At 64.9% G+C, this 18,561-nt stretch carries 15 protein-coding genes; 3 read left to right on the top strand and 12 right to left on the bottom strand.

Annotation, left to right across the window (positions count from 1 at the left end; genetic code table 11):
- Positions 1-60: 60 nt before the first annotated feature.
- The 8 genes from AB7245_RS44450 to AB7245_RS44415 form a co-directional block, all read right to left on the bottom strand.
- A complete protein-coding gene (locus AB7245_RS44450) occupies positions 61-1,146 on the bottom strand; it encodes a branched-chain amino acid ABC transporter permease (RefSeq protein ID WP_028149341.1) in 1,086 nt (361 codons plus the stop codon).
- Positions 1,143-2,153: a branched-chain amino acid ABC transporter permease gene (locus AB7245_RS44445; protein WP_063980068.1), complete on the bottom strand. Its 1,011-nt coding sequence runs from the start codon at positions 2,151-2,153 to the stop codon at positions 1,143-1,145. The genes AB7245_RS44450 and AB7245_RS44445 overlap by 4 nt, the downstream gene beginning before the upstream one ends.
- Positions 2,150-2,872 carry an ABC transporter ATP-binding protein gene (locus AB7245_RS44440; protein WP_063980067.1) on the bottom strand — a complete coding sequence of 241 codons (723 nt, stop codon included), beginning with the start codon at positions 2,870-2,872 and terminating at the stop codon, positions 2,150-2,152. The genes AB7245_RS44445 and AB7245_RS44440 overlap by 4 nt, the downstream gene beginning before the upstream one ends.
- Complete coding sequence (locus tag AB7245_RS44435) at positions 2,869-3,633, bottom strand: ABC transporter ATP-binding protein (RefSeq protein ID WP_028155337.1); 765 nt, start codon at positions 3,631-3,633, stop codon at positions 2,869-2,871. Before AB7245_RS44435 ends, AB7245_RS44440 begins: the two co-directional genes overlap by 4 nt.
- A 63-nt stretch (positions 3,634-3,696) precedes the next feature.
- Complete coding sequence (locus AB7245_RS44430) at positions 3,697-4,881, bottom strand: substrate-binding domain-containing protein (protein WP_063985950.1); 1,185 nt, start codon at positions 4,879-4,881, stop codon at positions 3,697-3,699.
- A 345-nt stretch (positions 4,882-5,226) separates the two neighbouring features.
- Positions 5,227-6,666 (bottom strand): sigma-54 interaction domain-containing protein, encoded by a 1,440-nt coding sequence (locus tag AB7245_RS44425; RefSeq protein WP_063980066.1) that lies wholly within the window; start codon positions 6,664-6,666, stop codon positions 5,227-5,229.
- 224 nt (positions 6,667-6,890) lie between these two features.
- A complete protein-coding gene (locus AB7245_RS44420) occupies positions 6,891-8,627 on the bottom strand; it encodes a putative bifunctional diguanylate cyclase/phosphodiesterase (protein ID WP_439035682.1) in 1,737 nt (578 codons plus the stop codon).
- 206 nt (positions 8,628-8,833) lie between these two features.
- Positions 8,834-9,799 (bottom strand): sensor histidine kinase, encoded by a 966-nt coding sequence (locus tag AB7245_RS44415; protein ID WP_063980064.1) that lies wholly within the window; start codon positions 9,797-9,799, stop codon positions 8,834-8,836.
- A 179-nt stretch (positions 9,800-9,978) separates the two neighbouring features.
- Between AB7245_RS44415 and AB7245_RS44410 the strand changes: the two genes are divergently transcribed.
- Entirely contained in the window at positions 9,979-10,818 is an 840-nt protein-coding gene (locus AB7245_RS44410; protein WP_063980063.1) for an SDR family NAD(P)-dependent oxidoreductase, read from the top strand.
- Positions 10,819-10,936: 118 nt separating this feature from the next.
- Here AB7245_RS44410 and AB7245_RS44405 read toward each other — a convergent pair whose 3' ends face one another.
- From AB7245_RS44405 to sthA, 3 genes are all read right to left on the bottom strand, one after another.
- Positions 10,937-12,310 carry a cytochrome P450 gene (locus AB7245_RS44405; protein WP_063980062.1) on the bottom strand — a complete coding sequence of 458 codons (1,374 nt, stop codon included), beginning with the start codon at positions 12,308-12,310 and terminating at the stop codon, positions 10,937-10,939.
- 138 nt (positions 12,311-12,448) lie between these two features.
- Positions 12,449-13,684, bottom strand: a complete 1,236-nt coding sequence (locus tag AB7245_RS44400) for an LLM class flavin-dependent oxidoreductase (protein WP_014491084.1) — start codon at positions 13,682-13,684, stop codon at positions 12,449-12,451.
- Between the two features lie 280 nt (positions 13,685-13,964).
- The gene (sthA, locus tag AB7245_RS44395) at positions 13,965-15,356 is read right to left on the bottom strand and encodes a Si-specific NAD(P)(+) transhydrogenase (RefSeq protein ID WP_071908996.1); all 1,392 of its coding nucleotides are present in this window, start codon (positions 15,354-15,356) and stop codon (positions 13,965-13,967) included.
- Between the two features lie 148 nt (positions 15,357-15,504).
- Between sthA and AB7245_RS44390 the strand changes: the two genes are divergently transcribed.
- A complete protein-coding gene (locus tag AB7245_RS44390) occupies positions 15,505-16,917 on the top strand; it encodes an MFS transporter (RefSeq protein ID WP_085404096.1) in 1,413 nt (470 codons plus the stop codon).
- Positions 16,918-17,056: 139 nt separating this feature from the next.
- Positions 17,057-18,229: an extracellular catalytic domain type 1 short-chain-length polyhydroxyalkanoate depolymerase gene (locus tag AB7245_RS44385; protein WP_085404095.1), complete on the top strand. Its 1,173-nt coding sequence runs from the start codon at positions 17,057-17,059 to the stop codon at positions 18,227-18,229.
- A 22-nt stretch (positions 18,230-18,251) separates the two neighbouring features.
- On the opposite strand, the gene AB7245_RS44380 is transcribed toward AB7245_RS44385, so the two are convergent.
- Complete coding sequence (locus AB7245_RS44380) at positions 18,252-18,554, bottom strand: hypothetical protein (RefSeq protein ID WP_223153830.1); 303 nt, start codon at positions 18,552-18,554, stop codon at positions 18,252-18,254.
- Between the last annotated feature and the right edge of the window lie 7 nt (positions 18,555-18,561).

Below are 18,561 nucleotides of genomic sequence, written 5' to 3'. Positions count from 1 at the left end.
AATCACGTCGCGGTTGTGCCGTGCCCATCACAACCGCTGCGCTGCATCATTAACCGCAGCTTAATGCGAAGCGCCCGCGCTCTTGTCGCGGCCGGCGTTGCGCAGACGTCCGACGACGCCGGTCGGGAAGAAGTAGACGCTGGCGATGAACAGCAGCCCGAGCCACAGCAGCCAGCGATCGGGATGCAGCAGCCCCGGCAGCAACGGCAGGCCGGCTTCGCTCGCCGCCTTGGAGGCGACGCCCATCAGCGATTGCAGATAGTTCTGGGCGAGGATGAAGATGGTGGCGCCGATGATCGCGCCGTAGATCGTGCCCATGCCGCCGATCACCACCATCAACAGAATGTCCAGCATGATCGAGAAGCTGAGCGAGGTGTCGGGACCGGCATAGCGCAGCCACAGCGCGTTCAAAATGCCGGCGCTGGCGGCGACCAGCGCGGCGAGGCAGTTGGCGTAGGTCAGGTGGAAGACGGTGCGAAAGCCGAGCGCCTCGGCGCGAAAGCGGTTCTCGCGGATCGCCTGGAGCACGCGTCCGAACGGCGAGTTCACGACACGCAACAGAGCGAGGATCATCAGGGCTGAGACGGCGAACACCAGGTAGAAGGTGAGGATGCGGCCGTTGATCTCGAATCCGAACAGGTTCTTGGAGATCAGCACCGTGCCGGGCCGCAGCAATTCCGGCAGCTGGAAGCTGCGCCCGTCCTCGCCGCCCGTCAGCCAGGAGAGCTGCGAAGCCAGCACCTGGAAGGCGGAGGCGACCGCGAGCGTGATCATGGCAAAGAAGATCGCGGCCACCCGCAGCGAGAACAGGCCGATCGCGAGCGCGAGCAGCGCCGCGAGCGGCAGGCCGACGACGATGCCGGTCGCGACCGCGGCCCAGTTCGGGCCCATCCCGTACAGCGCGATCGCGATGGCGTAGCTGCCGATGCCGTAGAACATGGTGTGGGCGAACGACACCGAGCCGGTATAGCCGAGCAGGAGGTCGTAGGAGGCGACCAGCGCGGCGAAGACGCAGATCTTGGCCGCGACGTTCAGCGCCTTGGCACCCGGGAACAGGAACGGCGTCGCCGCCAGCGCCAGGATGATGACGATGAGGAGGAGCGTGAGCACGCGGCTCTTCGGCGGATCGCCTGACAGGAGCATCATCGGCTGGTCACCGCATAGAGGCCGCGCGGCCGCCACATCAGAATGGCGACCATCAGCAGGATGTTGGAGACGAGGGCGAGTTTCGGCACCAGGAAGCCGCCGTAATTGGCCACCATCGCGACCAGGATGGCGCCGATGAAGCAGCCGCCGATCGAGCCGAGGCCGCCGATGATGACGACGATGAAAATCAAGACGGTGAGGTCGTCGCTCATGGAGGCGTGGACCTGCTCGCGATACAGCGCCCACATCACGCCGCCGAGGCCGGCGAGCGCCGATCCCGTCATGAACACGCCGAGGAACAGGCGGCGGATGCGATAGCCGAGCGCCTCGACCATCTCGCGGTTCTCGACGCCGGCGCGGATCAGCAGGCCGAGCTTGGTGCGGTTGAGCACGAGCTGGATCGCGATGAAGACCGCGAGGCCGACGAGCATCGCCAGCACACGGTATTTGGCGATCGCGACGTCGCCGAGGATGAAGGAGCCTCGCAGCGAGGTCGGCAAGGGTGTCGGGATGATCTGCGGTCCCCACAGCGCATAGAGCGTCTGCTCGGCGACGATCAGGCCGCCCGTCGTCATCAGGATCTGCTTCAGGTGCTGGCCGTAGACGGGCAGGATCAGCACGCGCTCGACGACCAGGCCGAGCGCGCCGGACACCGCCATCGACAGCAGCGCTGCCGGCGCCAGCACCGCGAGGTTCGTCCACAGCGAATCCGCCTGCATCGAGGCCGCGAACGGCGCCAGCACGAGGGTTGCCACATAGGCGCCGACGGCGATGAAGGCGCCGTGGCCGAAATTGAGCACGTCCATCAGGCCGAACACCAGCGTCAGCCCCGAAGCCATGATGAAGATCATCATGCCCATGGCGAGACTCGCGGCGGTCAGCGTCAGCCAGGTGCTGGGTGACCCCACCAGGGGAATCATCGCAAGCGCCAGTGCGACCGGCAGCAGGATCGGCGCGAGATCGCGCTTCGGCTTCGGCAGTGGATCATTTGCGGCGAGTTCAGTCACTGATGCGCCTCCAGGCTCAGGCCGAGCAGCCGCTCCTGCAGCGGCACGTCGGCGGCGAGCGCCGCCATCTCGCCGCGATGGACGATGGTGCCGTTGTCCATGACCAGCACGTTGTCGCCGAGCTCGCGGGCGGCAAAGAAATTCTGTTCGACCATCAGGATCGTCGCGCCCTTGCGCTCGATCTCCTTCAGGCACTCGATCAGTGCCATGACGATCGCGGGCGCCAGCCCCTTGGTCGGCTCGTCGATCAGCAGCAGCTTGCGCGGCTCGACGATGGCGCGCGCGATCGACAACATCTGCTTCTGTCCGCCCGAGAGGCTTCCCGCGCGCGACAGCCAGAACCGGCGCAGCGCGGGGAAGAAGCCGAAGATCCAGTCGAGCTGGGTATCGTCGAGCGGCCCGTCGCGCGCCGCCAGCACCAGGTTTTCCTTCACCGTGAGGTCGGAAAACACCGCCATGCTCTCCGGCACGTAGCCGACGCCGAGCCGCGCGATGTCGGGCGTGGCGCGGCTCTCGATGCGCTCGCCTGCGAGCGTGATTTCGCCGCTGGAGGCCTGCCACAGGCCCATCACGGTGCGCAGCGTCGTGGTCTTGCCGGCGCCGTTGCGGCCGAGCAGCATGGTGGTCTGGCCCTGCGGTACCGCGAGGTCGATGCCCTGGAGGATGTGGTAGCGGCCGATATGCGTGTGCACGCCGGAGAGTTTGAGCAGATCTGTCATGCGGCACTCTTTGGAGCAACGCCGAGATAGGCTTCCTGCACGATCGGTGAGGCGATCACCTCGGCCGGCGGACCGTCGGCGACAAGTTGTCCGTTGTGCAGCACGATGATGCGGTCGGCGAGCGAGCGCACCACGTCCATCTTGTGCTCGACGAGGAGGATGATCTTGCTCTTGTCCTGCTTGAGCTGGGCGATCAGGTTCAGCACGACCGGCACCTCGTCGATGCTCATGCCCGCGGTCGGCTCGTCGAACATGAACACTTTGGGTTCGAGCGCGATCATCAGCGCGACCTCGAGCTTGCGCTGGTCGCCATGCGACAGCGCAGTGGCGGCGACGCCGCGGCGATTGCCGAGTGCGACCTGGTCGAGGATGGCATCGGCGCGGGCGATCAGGTCGCGGCGGACCATCCAGGGCCGCAGCATGTCGTAATGGGTGCCGCTGGCCGCCTGCACCGCGAGGCGGACGTTCTCTTCCACGGTGAGATTCGGAAACAGGTTGGTGAGCTGGAAGGCGCGGCCAAGGCCCGCGCGGGTGCGCAGCGGCGCGGAATGTTGGGTGATGTCGGTGCCGTCGAATAGGATGCTGCCGTGTGAAGCGCGCAGCTGGCCCGAGATCAGGTTGAAATAGGTGGTCTTGCCGGCGCCGTTCGGCCCGACGATGGCGGTGAGCTCGCCGGGGCGGAACGTGCAGGTGACGTTGTTGACCGCGACATGGCCGCCGAAGCGGATGGTGAGGTCGCGCGTCTCTAGCGTCAGGGCCATGAGGATAACTCTGGAATAGGGAAGGATCCTCTCCCCGCACGGGCGGGGAGAGGGGATTCGATATCAGCGCTTGTTGCGGACCGGAACGTCCATGTCCTCGATCTTCAGCTCGCGTACCGGCTCGAGCACGGCCCAGGCGACGTTCGGATCGACCTTGACCTTGAAGTGATACATGCTCTGCAGCGCCTGATGGTCCTCCTTGCGGAACACCATCTTGCCCTTCGGCGTGTCGAACTCCAGGCCTTCCATCGCCGTGATCAGCTTCTCGGTGTCGGTCGACTTCGCCTTGGTGACGGCGGCGACGACGGACATCGCGGCGGCGAAACCGCCCGCGGTGAAGAAGTCCGGCGGCGCGTTGAAGCGCTTCTGGTGCTCGGCGACCAGCCAGTCGTTCACCGGGTTCTTCGGGATGTCGTAGTAGTAATAGGTCGCGCCTTCCATGCCGGGCAGGCCCTTATACGCCGCGAGCGCCGGCAGGATGTTGCCGCCGGTCGAGAGCTCGATGCCGTAGCGCTTCGGGTCCATGTCCTGCAGCTTGGCCAGCGGATTGCCGGCGCCGGCCCAGATCACCCAGATCACCTTGCGGCCGGGCTTGTCCTTGAGAGCGTCGAACAGGCGCTGGCCGACCGCGGTGAAGTCGGTGGTGTTGGTCGGGGCGTATTCTTCCGCGGCGAGCGTCGCGCCGGTCTTGGCGAGCGCCTCCTTGAAGGCGGCGACGCCGTCGCGGCCGAAGGCATAGTCCTGCGCCAGCGTGGCCACGGTGACGCCCTGCTTGCCGATCGCGACCGCGTTCGAGATTGCGTCCTGCGACGAGTTGCGCGCGGTGCGGAAGATGTAGCGATTCCACTTCTCGCCGGTAATCTGATCCGCGACGGCGGGCTCGACGATCAGGATCTTCTTGTTCTCCTCGGCGACGGGGAGGATGGCGAGCGCCGCGGCCGACGAGGTCGTGCCGATCGCGATGTCGGCCTTGTCGTCCTGATAGGCTTCCGCGAGCGCGGCTTTCGACAGGTCGGGCTTGCCCTGGTCGTCCTTGGTGATGACGACGATCTTGCGGCCGTCGAGCATCATGGTGCCCTTGGTGGCGTATTCAAAACCCATCTGCAGGCCGGTTTCGGTCTGCTTGGCATAGGCTTCGAGCGGGCCGGTCTTGCCGTAGATCAGCGCGACCTTGAGGTCGTCGGCCTGCGCGGAGGTGTTCGCGGCCAGGCCGAGGATGGCTGCCGTGAGAATGAGCGATCGACGCACGATGATTTCCTCCTTGAATGAACTGCCTTGATCACAGCGATTTGCACAAGTGTGCATACATTGCAATTCCACCTTCCGGCGGAGCTTGCACGAGGCTCATGTGACAGTCTCTTGACGTGCGCGTGCCGGATCGTCGCAGGCCGCGATGAGTTCGCGTTAACGATCCCCTGGCTTCACATCAGCCCATGCGTTTCCTCAGGCCGCCTCAGAGCAAGCCCTGCGCCAGATCCGGAGTTTTGCGCGGGAATGCCTGAAATTGCGGCGGATCGCGCGCGAATGCCACAGGCGAGTGCCGATATGGCGGTGTCAGGAGTCCGAGACTCCGGACACGTGCCGTCTCGAAAGTCAGACAGGCGGCGATCCCGACGCCAGTCCGAACTTGGCGAGCTTCTTGTAGAACGTCGCGCGCGAGATGCGCAGCATCCGCGCGGCTTCCGAGATCTGGCCGTTGCTGGCGGCGAGCGCATGTTCGAGCGTCTGCTTCTCGAACTCCGCCTCGGCTTCGGCATAGGGGACGACCGAGCCGGTCATCTGCGGCGCCGGTCCAGGGCCGGCCTCCGCGCTGACCGGCAGGATGTGAACGAAATCATCGCCGGTCAGGCGCCCGGAATCGCTCAGGATCAGTGCGCGTTCCAGAATGTTGCGGAGCTCGCGGACGTTGCCGGGCCAGTCGTAGCGCGCGAGCGCCGACAATCCGCTCGGCGTGATCCTGGCATTGAGGAAATCGCCGGAGGCGCTGATGTCCTCGATCAGCCGCGCACAGATGTCGGGCAGATCGTCGAGGCATTTTCTCAGAGGGGGCAGGTCGATCGAGAGCACATTGAGGCGGTAGTAGAGATCGGCGCGGAAGGCGCCGTCGCTGACGCGCTTGCGCAAATCCACATTGGTCGCGGCAATGACGCGCACGTCGACCTTGCTGATCTTGTCCGAGCCGAGCGGCTCGATCTCGCGCTCCTGCAGCACGCGCAACAGCTTGGCCTGCAATTGCAGCGGCATCTCGCCGATCTCGTCGAGGAACAGCGTGCCGCCATCGGCGATCCGGAACTTGCCCTCGCGCCCCCTGCGGTCGGCGCCGGTATAGGCGCCCGGAGCAGTGCCGAAGAATTCGGACTCGATCAGCGTTTCCGGGATCGCCGCGACATTGACGCTGACGAACGGTTTTTCCGCGCGCGAGGACGCATTGTGGATCGCCTGCGCCAGCAGCTCCTTGCCGGTGCCGGTCTCGCCGGTGAGCAGCACGGTCACGCTCTGCCGCGCCGCGCGTTTGGCGAACTCCTTGGCCTGCGCGATCGCCGCTGTCGTGCCGACGAAATCGGCAAGGGTGAAGCGCGCCGCGCGGGCGTTGGACAATTGCCGCCGCGCCAGCCGCAGATCGCTCTCGAGCTGGGTGACGCGGGCAAGCAGCGGCTTGAGACTCTCGAGGTGGTCGTAGAGCACGAACCCGATCGCGCCGATGACGTTGCGGTCCTCGTCCTCGATCGGCATGCGCGTCACCACGAGCTGTTCGCCGCCGAGCTCCATGATGTCGAGCAGGATCGGCTCGCCGCTCTCGGCGACGTTCCGCATCAGGCTGTTCGGGATGATCTCCTCGATCGGCCGGCCGATCGCTTCGGTGGTCTGCTTGAGGCCCAGCGACGCCAGATATTTCTCGTTGACGTAGATCACCCGCCCGCCGCGATCGATCGCGATCGCGCCCTCGCACAGATGCTCCAGCCGCTCGAACAGCGTCACCATCGCCCGCGCGCGGACATAGGCGGGATCGCTGACGTCGGGGGAGGAGGGCATGGCGTACCTCAGGGAAGTCCGCCCGTGTATTAGCAAAAGGGCAGTAATTTCAAAGGGGGAAATGGGTGTTGCGGATGCGAGCCGCCCCCACCGCTGTCATGCCCCGGCTTGACCGGGGCATCCAGTACGCCGCGGCCTATCGGTTCAACCACAACCGTCTCGGCGTACTGGGTCGCCCGGTCAAGCCGGGCGACGACATCGAGATTGGAGCGGCGCTTGGGCTCTTACCGCCGATACCCGCTCGCCCGAGAATAGCCCTGCCGGTTCTGCTGCGTCGGGCGGTTGGACACGCCGGGACGGGATTCGCTGGAGGTGGGGGTGGCGAGCTTGAGCTCCTCCAGGAAGATCGGCCGGGCGAAATAATAGCCTTGCGCGTAGCGGATCTTGGTCGCGGCCTGGAGATAGGCCAGCTCCTCGTAGGATTCGAGGCCTTCGGCGATCACGGTCATCCCGAGCGCTTCGCTCAGGGATTCGATCGCGCGCAAGATGCCCTGGCTGCGCGGACGCTTATGGATGTCGGTGATGAACGAGCGGTCGATCTTGATCTCGTCGGCGGTGATGTCGGCGAGCGCCGAGAGCGAGGAATAGCCGGTGCCGAAATCGTCGATGGAGATGCCGACGCCGAGCTTGCGGAACATCGGCAGGATCTCGGTCTGGAAATGATTCTTGGCGACGAAGGCGTCTTCCGTCACCTCGATCATGAAGCGCTGCGGAAAGCCGGTCTCGTCCAGCGCCCGCGCGAAACTGCGCATGAATTCGGGATTGCCGGCCTGCTTGGCGGCGACGTTGATGCTGATGGTCGCTTCCGCGCCGAAGCTGTCGTTGATCAGGTCGATCGACTTGACGATCTCGGCGAGCACGAGATGGGTGAGCTCGTCGATGAGTCCCAATTCGCCGGCAAGGTTGATGAACGAGCCCGGCGCCTGGATCACGCCCTCGTCGTCGCGAAGGCGCACCAATGCCTCGATGCCGGTCACGGCCTGGGTGCGGATGTCGACCTTGGACTGGAACGCGCAGCAGAAGCGCTTTTCGAGGATGGCGAGCCGCAGCGACTGCTCGATCTTCATCCGCGCCAGCGCCTCGCGCTCCATGCTGGCGTCGAAGAAGGCCGCCGAGCCCTTGCCGCTGTTCTTGATGCGGTACATCGCGATGTCGGCGTTCTGGCGCAGCGTCTCGAAGCTGCGGCCGTGGTCGGGATAGAGGCTGACGCCGACGGAGGTGGAGGCGAAGACCTCCGAATTGTCGATGAAGAACGGTGCGGTCAGCCGCTCCAGCGTCGCTTGCATGAATTCGGCGACTTCCTCCTGGCTCTGGATCGGGGAGAGCAGCAGCAGGAATTCGTCGCCGGAGATGCGCGACAGCATGTCGGAATCGCGCAGGTCGCGCCCGAGCCGCTTCGACAGCTCGACCAGCAGCGCATCGCCGACGGCGTGGCCGTAATAGTCGTTGATGTGCTTGAAATTGTCGACGTCGAGAAAGGCGAGCGCGAAACGCTCGCCTTTGCCGTCGCGCGCGAGCAGGCTGGCGGCGCGATGCTCGATCACGCGCCGCGAGGGCAGGCCGGTCAGCTCGTCGAAATAGGCCGAGCGGAACAGCTGGTCCTCGAAATTCTTCTGTTCGGTGATGTCGGAGGAGGCCGAGATCAGCAGCTCGCGTCCGGCAACGCGGACGGGGCGATGGGTGGTCAGCAGCACCTGGCGTGCAGCTCCATCCTGGAGCGCTTCCTCGGAGATGACTGCCTCGCCGGACCTCAGTGCCCGCTGGCAGGCTTCCCGGCGCGGCGTCAGATCGGGCGACGGACGGCTGCCGTCCATGCCGAGCTGAGCGGCCGCGACATCGTTAACCAGGAGAAGCTCGCCCTGCGCGTCCTGCACGGTCAGACCGGCAGGCAGCATTCTAACGATTTCCTTGAGAAATCCGAGTTCGGCTTCACTCGCGCCGGAATATCTGTTGTGGTTCATAGAAGTCATGAATCTTGTTGTTTCAACGCGCCTTTGCAATGGACGCGATCTTGCGCAGTTCCCTCTTAGGTTTGGTTAAGGGGTACGGAGAAATACGGGGGTGTTTTGCGGCGATGCGACGCGCCCGACCCATCGTCATTAACGGAGCGTCAACGCGCGCAACGAAACTGCGAGCGGGGCGCGCGTCTCTTGCGCTCGTGCCGCGTCTAACCGTTCTGCGGGATGCGGCATTGCATGATGCAATGCAGGCCGGTCTTGAGATACGAGACCTCGGACTTGCCGTCGAAAGCCGACAGCGCTGACTTCAGCAGCTTGGTGCCGAAGCCGGGCTCGGAGACCTTGTCGATGCTCGGGCCCTCGGTTTCGTCCCAGGTGACGGTCAGACGGTCGCCGCTGACGGTCCACGACACCTGCAATAATCCGCGCGGCGCGGAGAACGCACCATATTTGCCCGCGTTGGTGGCGAGCTCGTGAAACATCAGCGACAGCGTGACCGCGAGCTTCGGCGGCAGGAACAGCCGGTCGCCGTTGAGCGTGAAGCGGACATGGCCGTAAGGTCCGAGCTCTGCGATCAGGAGATCGCGGATATCGCAGCCGCCCTTGTCGATCCGCGAGATCAGATCGTCGGTTGCAGCCAGCGACCGTAGCCGCGGATCGATCCGGGCCCAGACCTGCGGCTGGTCGTGCAGCACCTGGTGCAGCACGGCGTGCGCGGTCGACAGCTTGTTCTTCAGCCGATGCTGCAGCTCGTCGACCAGCAGCTTGCGGTATTCTTCTTCCTCGATCAGCCGTTTGGAAATCCGGCGCTGTTCCGCCAGCATCCCGCGATAGTGCTCGACGCCCCAGATCGTGAGTGCGGAGACGCCCCAATAAAGGGTCAGCAAGGTGAACCTGGAGCGATCGGCAAGAGCGTCGCTGAAATTGACGACGACGCCGAGCACGCCGCCGATCAGCGCGGTGATGATGCCGATCCGCAAGCCGCCGAACGCGGCGGCAAAGAACACGGCCGGAAAGTACGGGGTGAAGTAGACGTCGGGCCGCACATGCGCGAGACCCCAGCGCGCCACCGTCGCAACCAGCAGGCAGGCGACCGCGAAGCCGAGGCTCAGAGCGAGGGATGGCGCTGCCACGCCCTGCCAGCCCTTGCGGAATTCGTCGATCAGCTTCTCCATGCCCGGCCCGGTTGCGCTATGCGCGCGTAAATCGAGAAAGGAGCGGGAATGTTACGCATGTCGCATGCACAAGCAAAGCTTGCCTTGTCGCAGACCGGCAGGAATAGTGACTGTCGCGGCGCCGAGATCGATCGGCGTCCGCCATTTGACATCAAATCATTCGAAAACAGGAACATTCCATGGGTAGGTTGGATGGCAAGGTTGCGGTGATTACGGGCGCGACGAGCGGGATCGGCCTGCGTACCGCGGAAGTCTTCGTTGCCGAAGGTGCCAAAATTGTGATCGCGGGGCGGCGCATACCGGAAGGCGAGGCGCTGGCGAAGCAGCTCGGGGTCAATTGCATCTTTCGCCAGACCGACGTGACGGTCGAAGCGCGGATGCAGGCGCTGATCGCGCTCGCGGTCGAGAAGTTCGGCCGGATCGACTGCCTGTTCAACAATGCCGGCGGCCCGGCGCAGACCGGGGGCATCGAAGGCCTCGATGTCGAGCGGTTCGACGCGGCGATGGCGACCCTGGTGCGCAGCGTCATGCTCGGCATGAAGCATGCCGCGCCCGTCATGAAGAAGCAGGGTTCTGGCAGCATCATCAACAATGGCAGCATCGCAGGCCGTCTTGCCGGCTTTTCCTCGTCGGTCGTCTATGGCGCGGCCAAGGCGGCGGTGATCCATCTCACCAAATGCGTGGCGATGGAGCTCGGCGAGTCCAACGTGCGCGTCAACTCGATCTCGCCCGGTGCGATCGCGACCGGCATTTTCGGCAAGGCGCTGGGGCTCGCGACCGATGCGGCGGAGGCGACGCCTGCCGTGATGCGCGAAGTCTTCAAGACCGCACAGCCGATCCCGCGCGCGGGCCTCCCCGATGACATCGCGCAGGCCGCGGTGTTTCTGGCGAGCGACGAATCCAGCTTCGTCAACGGACACGATCTCGTCGTCGACGGCGCCGTCACCGGCGGCCGCAACTGGAGCCAGCAGCAGCAGGGTTACGTCGCCATGCGCAAGGCGTTCGATCAGGAGGCGTAGTAGCGGCAGGTGACGGTGCCGTAGGGTGGGCAAAGCGAAGCGCGCCCACCAATTCTTTCTTCGCGAGGAATGGTGGGCACGGCGCTACGCGCCTTTGCCCACCCTACGAAAACGGTGCCTAAACCGTCTTCACCCGCACCCGCAAGCCATCCCGCGGCTTCGGGATCGGCCACATCTGCCAGTCCGGCTTGTAGCCCGGCTCCAGCGACACTTCGAGGTTCTGCAAAAAGTGCCGGGCAAAACACTTCGCCTGCATGTAGGCGAAGTGCAGGCCGAGGCACATATGCGCGCCGCCGCCGAACGGCACCCAGGCGAAGCGATGCCGGTTGCGCTGGGCTTCCTCGGTGAAGCGCAAGGGATCGAAGCGATCCGGCTCCGGCCAGATGTCCTTCATGTGGTGGGTGTAGAGCGGATTGACGCCGACGGCGGTACCGGCCGGAATCGTAAAACCCTTGAAGGTGAAATCGCGCATCGCACGGCGCGGCATCGACGGCACCGGCGGCTTGATCCGCAGGGCCTCCTTGAACGCCATCTCCGACAGCGGCATTTTTTCGAGGTCGTCGAAGCTGCTCGGCGAACCCGGTGCGAGCCCCAGCGCAAGAACCTCCGCGCGCAATCTATCCTGCCAGTCCGGATTGGCGGCGAGCTCGCCGATGAAGGAGGTCAGCGACGAGGTCAGCGTGTCGTGCGCCGCCATCATCAGGAAGCTCATATGGTCGATGATGTCCTGCTCGGAGAGCAGGGCGCCATCCTCGTGGGTGGCGCGGCAGAGCTGCGAGAACAGATCGTCGCCGCCGTGATTGCCGCGTCGCAGCGGGATCTGCTCGCGGAAATAGGCGACGATGCGTTTGCGTCCCTTCACGCCAGCCGCCATCTGCGTGCCCGGCAGCGGCCGGCGGATCGGGGCGACCGCGGCCGCGACCATGTCGACGAACGCGCGGTTGATCTCGTCGACCTCCGGCCCGATATCCGCGCCGAGGAACGACGCCGCCGCGAGGTCGAGCGTGAGCTGCTTCATCGCCGGATAGAGCTTCATCTCGCCGGGCTTCGCCTTCCACTGCGCGACGCGCGCGGCGATGCCGTAGTCGAGATCGCTCAGATACGACTTCATCGGCCCCGACTTGAACGCGACCGACAGCGCCTTGCGATGCAGACGGTGCTCGTCGAAATCGAGCAGCATCAGGCCGCGCGGAAACAACAGGCCCAGCACCTTGTTCCAGCCATGTGTCGACGAGAACAGCTTTTGCTGGTCGAACAGCACGAGCTCGTTGGCCTCGGGCCCGAGCAGCACGACATTGGTCTCGCCGAAAATATGGGTGCGGTAGACCGGGCCGTATTTGGCGCCGTTCGCCTCGATATGTCCCTTGGGGTCGGCGAGCACCTGAAAGGTCTTGCCGATGATCGGCCAGCCCTCGTCGCCAGGGATGTGCGTCAGCTCGTTGCGCCTGGGTGCGGTGAACGGAAGCGCAGGGGCGACATTCTGCATCGACATGACGATTGCTCCGGTTGACCGACCGAACAGGCGCGCGAACACAGATGACTACGACCCGCGCCAGCTGACCGGGGTCAGCATAGCACAGGCCGGTATGTCTTTCTTGTGAACGTCGTTACAAGCGTAGTTCCGACGGGCCTACCGCTTCGCCGCTTCCTTCTGCAAATCCGGGGCGTTGACGGCGGGAATGGCGACGCGGCCGGCGCCGGTCACCTTCAAGGCCTCTGCAGCCTTTTCGTTCTCCATGATCTTCGCCATCACGGCCTGCCCGGCGCGTTCGAAGATCGCGCGGTTCTCAATCACGAACTTTTGCGACTTCCGCAATCCGTCGATATAGCCGTTGATCTCCGGCACGACGTAGCGCGCCACCAGGTCCCAGCTTCGGCGGGTATTTTCGGGATTGGCCCAATCGTGCACGAAGCCGATCACGGCGCCGACGCCGCCCGACACCTGCATCACGTTCTTGATCATCTTGACGAGGTCGTCGGGCGTGCCGATCACGGAGGCCGCACCGTCGACGAAAGCGGTCTTGTCCACGGCCTCGTCGGGCGAGGCGAACGCGGTCAGGCCCGGCCGCTGCAGCGTGCCGACATTATATTCGTTGTGCCAGCGCATCAGGCCGGCGCCGGCTTCGCGGCGGGCCTGCTCGCGGGTCTCGGCGAGGTGCCAGGTCAGCAGCACGCGCCAGTTCGCCCGATCCACCTTGGTGCCGTGCTTCTTGGCGGCGTCCTCGGCGAACTGCCATTGCTGTTGCAGGGACATCAACCCTTGCGTCGTCATCGAGCCCAGCGAGATGATGCCGATGCCGTATTTGCCGGCGAGCGTCATGCCCGACGGCGAGATCTGCGAGGCCACCACGAACGGCATCTCCTCCTGCAAGGGCAGGATCTGGAGTGCGGCGTCGTTCATGGTGAACCAGTCGCTCTTCGCGGTGACGCGTTCGCCGTTGAACAGGCGGCGGATCACGCCGATGGCCTCGTCCTGGCGGTCGCGCTGCGTCATCGGGTCGATGCCGAGCGTGTGCGCGTCCGACGCCAGCGCGCCGGGGCCGGAGCCGAAGATGGCGCGGCCGCCGGTCATGTGGTCGAGCTGCACCATGCGCTGGGCGACGTTGAAGGGATGATGATAGGGCAGCGACACCACGCCGGTGCCGAGCTTGATCCGCTTGGTGCGCTCGCCGGCTGCGGCCAGAAACATCTCGGGCGAGGCGATCATCTCCCAGCCGGAGGAATGATGCTCGCCGCACCAGAACTCGTCATAACCGAGCGCGTCGAGCTGCTCGACCAGGTCGAGATCGCGCCGGAACTGGAGCATCGGATGCTCCCCGATCGGGTGATGCGGGGCAAGGAAGGCTCCGAACTTCAGGCGCGCCATGGCGTTCTCTCCGGCTGAATTTTCTGTTTGTTGAGGCGATGAGGCTACGTGCTGGCGATAGCGAAGGCAATCGCGCGGTGTCCCGCGCGGCGGAATGCAGGCATGCGTTGAGACGCTGCAACGACCTGCCTGGCCTGCATGGTTCGAGACGCCCGCTTCGCGGGCTCCTCACCATGAGGGTCTGAGGCTGCGCCGCGAAACGAGACCTCATCCTGAGGAGACCGCCGAAGGCGGGCGTCTCGAAGGATGGCTGCGAAGAGACTGTTCGATGAGCTTGCGGCTACCGCGTCATCCTGTTCCACGCATCCAGCCCGGCGATCTTGTACGCCTCCGCCAGCGTCGGATAGTTGAACGTGTTCTGGATGAAATAGTCGATGGTGCCTTTGAGGTTGAGCACGGCCTGGCCGATATGGATCAGCTCGGTGGCGCCTTCGCCGAGGATGTGCACGCCGAGCAGCCGGCGCGTCTTGGTCGAGAAGATCATCTTCATCATGCCGCTGTTCAGCCCCATGATGTGGCCGCGGGAGGTCTCGCGGAAGCGTGCGATGCCGACCTCGTAGGGAATGCCGCGCGTGCGCACCTCTTCTTCGGTGAGTCCCGTCGTCGATATCTCCGGCACCGAATAGATGCCGTAGGGGAAGAACTCCGGCGGCGCGAGCGGCTCCATGCCGAGCGCGTGGCAGGCGGCGACGCGTCCCTGCTCCATCGAGGTGGAAGCAAGGCTCGGAAAGCCGATCACGTCACCGGCGGCGTAGATATGCGGCACGCTGGTTTGCAAGGTCACGGGATCGACCGAGATGCGGCCGCGATGGTCGACGACGATGCCGGCCGCCTCTAAGTTGAGCCGATCGGTGGCGCCGACGCGCCCGGCCGCGAACAGCAGCATTTCCGTGGTGACGTGCCGCCCGTCCGACAAATGCGTGACGATGCCACCCTGCGCAGTCTTCTCGATCGAGTTGACCTTGGCGCCGAGCCGCAGCGCGACGTTGCGGTCGCGCAGCTCGTGCACGAACTCGTCGATCAATTCCTTGTCGATGAAATCGAGGAAGGTGGGCCGCGGTTCGATCAGGGTCACGGGCACGTCGAGCGCGCTGAAGATGGTGGCGTATTCGACGCCGATCACGCCGGCGCCGATCACAGCCAGGCTGCGCGGCAGCTTTGGCAGCTCGATGATCTCGTCGCTGTCGAGCACGGTGGTGCCGTCGAACGGCACGTAGTCGGGGCGGAACGGGCGCGTGCCGCAGGCGATCAGGATGAAGGCGGCCGACACCACTTTTACCTCGCCAATTGAGCTCGTGATCTCGACCTCGTGCGGTGAGACCAGCCGTGCCTCGCCATTGGCGGTGCGCACCAGGTTGCGGCTGAACTGATGTTCGAGTACCTCGACCTCATGGTCGAGCGTCTTCTGAAGACGGATCATCAGGTCGCTCGCCGCGATGTCCTGCTTCACCTTGTAGGAGCGGCCGTAAAAGCCGCGCTCGCGCCAGCCGGACAGATTGAGCACGGTCTCGCGCAGGGTCTTTGAAGGAATCGTGCCGGTATGGACCGAGACGCCGCCGACCCGCCGGCCCTTCTCCACCACCAGCACGGCCTTGCCGAGCTTGGCACATTGCACCGCGGCCCGGCGCCCCGACGGGCCCGAGCCGATCACCACCATGTCGTAGTCGTACATCCGGAAAACTTCCGAGCCCGCAAAACCAGCGGGAATTGCCATGCAGCAATCGGGCCAAAGCGGCAAGTCCTACCTCGGAGGTAATCGCGCCAATGACGCCGATCTGCGAGTTTTGCGCGCAAATAAATCGCCGAAGGCTCGCGCGAAAATGCATCAAACCGTCACAAAACAAGTCGATTCGTCGCGCCGCTGGGGCGTGCTGGCGATCGTCGTCGCTGCTCAATTCATGTTCGGCGTCGACGCGTTCATCGTGAACGTCGCCATTCCCACTATCGCGGTGGACCTGCATGCGACGCCGGCGCAGATCGAATCCGTCATCGCGATCTATCTGATCGCCTACGCCACGCTGGTCGTCACCGGCGGCCGCCTCGGCGACATCCACGGCACGAAGAATGTCTTCCTGGCCGGCGTGCTCGGTTTCACGGTGACCTCGCTGTGGTGCGGGTTGGCGCAATCGGGCGCGGAGCTGATCATCGCACGGCTGGCGCAGGGCGCGACTGCAGCGCTGATGGTGCCGCAGGTGCTGGCGACACTGCATCTGCTCTTCACCGACGAACAGCGCAGCCGCGCATTCGCCATCTACGGCATCGTGCTCGGGCTTGCGGGCGCCGCGGGCTTCCTGCTCGGTGGTCTCCTGGTCACGGTCGACCTTGCCGGTACCGGCTGGCGCTCGGTGTTCTTCGTCAACGTGCCCTGCGGCCTCGTCATTGCGGCCGCCGCCTGGCGCATCATGCCGTCAGTGCCGCGCCGGGCCGGCACGCGGCTCGACATCAACGGAAGCATGGTGCTGTTCGCGGGGCTGTTGTGCCTGATCGGACCGCTGCTGTTCGGTCACGATGTCGGCTGGGCGCCGTGGCTATGGGCCGTGATGGCAAGCGGCGGCGCGATCCTTGTCGCGTTCCTGAAGCTCGAGCATGCGGTGGCGCGCGCCGGCGGCATGCCGCTGATCGATCTGACGCTGCTGTCCGATGCAGCCTTCCTGCGCGGGCTCGGCGCGGCGTTCTTTTTCTTCGTCGCCAACCTCTCGTTCTATCTGGTGATGACGCTGTTCATGCAGCGCGGCCTGAAGATCCCGCCGCTCGCAGCCGGCATGGCCTTCATTCCGCTCGCACTGGCTTTCGTGGTCGCGTCGCGTCACAGCGGCGCGCGAGCGCGCCATCGCGGGACCAAGGTGTTGATCGAGGGCTGCATGCTGCAGATCGCGGGCCTCGCCGCACTCGCGCTGGTCACGGGCTATATCGATGCGCCGGCGCCGATCCTGCTCGCACTCGTCATGATCATCTTCGGCTACGGGCAGGGGCTGGTGATGGCGCCGCTATCCGGTGCGGTGCTCTCGACGGTGAAGCCTGTCGCGGCAGGCTCGGCGTCCGGCATGTACGGCACGACGGCGCAGATCGGAAATGCGGCCGGAGTGGCCGCAATCGGCGCGGCGTTCTTCGCGGTTGAAGCGTTGCAATCGGCGCGCGCAGGCTTCTTCGTTTCGCTCGCCGCGTTTGCGGCGTTAATCACGATCTGCGCCGCATTTCTGGCGTGGATGCGCCGCGTCTCTGCACGAAGTTGAGGCATTGCGGTTAATTCATGCGTATTCCTGCGGATTTTTGCGTGATTTCGGGTGATAGACAGCACACGGGCTTTTTATTTTGCACCGCAGCAACTATTTGGTTTGGGTGAACGTTGAACGTCGCCTGCCAGGAGTTGCCGTGTCGCTTGCCAAAAATCTCGCTCTCTTGAGACATCTGCCAAAGGTGGATGGTCTGCGCCTTGCCGAATTCGGCCGGAGCGCGGACGTGTCCAGCCCGTTGGAAGAGGTCACGGGCTTCGGCGACAATCCCGGAAACCTGCGCATGTTCGCGTTCGTGCCGGCGCAACTCCAGAAGCCGCGCGCGCTCGTCGTCGTGCTGCATGGCTGCGGCCAGACCGCCGCTACTTACGATCTCGGCGCGGGATGGTCGACGCTCGCGAAGCATTACGGCTTCGCGCTGGTGATGCCCGAGCAGCAACGCGTCAACAATGGCAACACCTGCTTCAACTGGTTCAATCCGGAAGACACTGCGCGGGACGGCGGCGAGGCGCGGTCGATCCGCGAGATGATCGCGCATATGGCCGAAGCGCACCGCATCGATCCCAGGCGCGTCTTCATCACCGGTCTCTCCGCCGGCGGCGGCATGACGTCGGTGATGCTCGCGACCTATCCGGAAGTTTTTGCGGCCGGTGCGATCATCGCTGGACTTCCCTACGGCATCGCGTCGAATTTGCGCGAGGCGCTCGACGGCATGTTTCATTCGCCGCAGCGGCCGGAGCGCGAGCTCGGCGATTTCGTGCGGCGCGCCTCGAACCATCACGGGCCGTGGCCGAAAATCTCGGTGTGGCACGGCAGCGCTGACCGCACCGTCAATCCCGGCAACGCCAGCGAGATCGTCAAGCAGTGGCTCGATTTGCACGACCTGCCGGCTGTGCCGATGGCGGAGACGATTGTCGATGGCTATCCGCGCCAGGCCTGGTGGAACAAGGACGGCGAGACGCTGGTCGAGTCCTACGCCATCACCGACATGGCCCACGGCACGCCGCTCGGCCTCGCCGACAATGATCAGCGTTACGGCATCGAAGGCGCATTCCTGATCGAGGCCGGTATCTCCTCGTCGTACCACATCGCAAAGTTCTTCGGCCTCACCGGCTGGATTCCGGACGCGGCCGGGAAGAAGGCGGGGCCCGGGACGTCGAAGCCGGCGCTTTCACCCGCGCCGCATCTCGCCCGCTCGATCCGCGCCGCAGTCGCCGAAGAGCCGGCCGAGCCGAAGCGCGCGGCGGCGCGCGGCTTCGATCTCGGCCAGATCATCACGCGCGCACTCACCGCCGCGGGCTTGATGAAGTAGTTCGTCGCTCGATAAGCGACGGCTACGCCGTCTGATCGATCCATTCGATCGGCGCCACCGTCACCTCGCCGCCGGCGACCTTCCGCGTCATCTCCTGATAGGCCTTGAAGAAGTCGCGCGATTGCAGCGCTTTTTGCGCGGCCTCGTCGGTGACGCTGGCGAGGTGGAAATAGCTGGCGTCGTCGCGGTTCTTCAGGACCCGATAGCCGATCCGCCCCTTCAACTCCGGATCGCCCTCGATCGCCTTGATGAAGCGGCCGATCTCCTGGTGCCAGGCTTCCGTCGTGCCGTTCCTGAATTCGTACCTGATCATGAAGTGCTTCATGTGACGC

Origin of the sequence: Bradyrhizobium sp. 604_D8_N2_3, assembly GCF_051810765.1 — a bacterium.
In the GTDB taxonomy this organism is placed as follows: domain Bacteria; phylum Pseudomonadota; class Alphaproteobacteria; order Rhizobiales; family Xanthobacteraceae; genus Bradyrhizobium; species Bradyrhizobium barranii.
Note: the sequence above shows the minus strand (reverse complement) of the source record. Positions and strands in the feature narration are given on the sequence as shown.

Excerpts from the sequence above, each read along its gene's own strand:
- AB7245_RS44450 (WP_028149341.1), bottom strand. The coding sequence starts at position 1,146 with ATGATGCTCCTGTCAGGCGATCCGCCGAAGAGCCGCGTGCTCACGCTC.
- AB7245_RS44440 (WP_063980067.1), bottom strand. The coding sequence starts at position 2,872 with ATGACAGATCTGCTCAAACTCTCCGGCGTGCACACGCATATCGGCCGC.
- AB7245_RS44390 (WP_085404096.1), top strand. The coding sequence starts at position 15,505 with ATGCATCAAACCGTCACAAAACAAGTCGATTCGTCGCGCCGCTGGGGC.
- AB7245_RS44380 (WP_223153830.1), bottom strand. The coding sequence starts at position 18,554 with ATGAAGCACTTCATGATCAGGTACGAATTCAGGAACGGCACGACGGAA.
- AB7245_RS44425 (WP_063980066.1), bottom strand. The coding sequence starts at position 6,666 with ATGCCCTCCTCCCCCGACGTCAGCGATCCCGCCTATGTCCGCGCGCGG.
- AB7245_RS44405 (WP_063980062.1), bottom strand. The coding sequence starts at position 12,310 with ATGTCGATGCAGAATGTCGCCCCTGCGCTTCCGTTCACCGCACCCAGG.
- sthA (WP_071908996.1), bottom strand. The coding sequence starts at position 15,356 with ATGTACGACTACGACATGGTGGTGATCGGCTCGGGCCCGTCGGGGCGC.
- AB7245_RS44410 (WP_063980063.1), top strand. The coding sequence starts at position 9,979 with ATGGGTAGGTTGGATGGCAAGGTTGCGGTGATTACGGGCGCGACGAGC.
- AB7245_RS44415 (WP_063980064.1), bottom strand. The coding sequence starts at position 9,799 with ATGGAGAAGCTGATCGACGAATTCCGCAAGGGCTGGCAGGGCGTGGCA.
- AB7245_RS44420 (WP_439035682.1), bottom strand. The coding sequence starts at position 8,627 with ATGAACCACAACAGATATTCCGGCGCGAGTGAAGCCGAACTCGGATTT.
- AB7245_RS44400 (WP_014491084.1), bottom strand. The coding sequence starts at position 13,684 with ATGGCGCGCCTGAAGTTCGGAGCCTTCCTTGCCCCGCATCACCCGATC.
- AB7245_RS44435 (WP_028155337.1), bottom strand. The coding sequence starts at position 3,633 with ATGGCCCTGACGCTAGAGACGCGCGACCTCACCATCCGCTTCGGCGGC.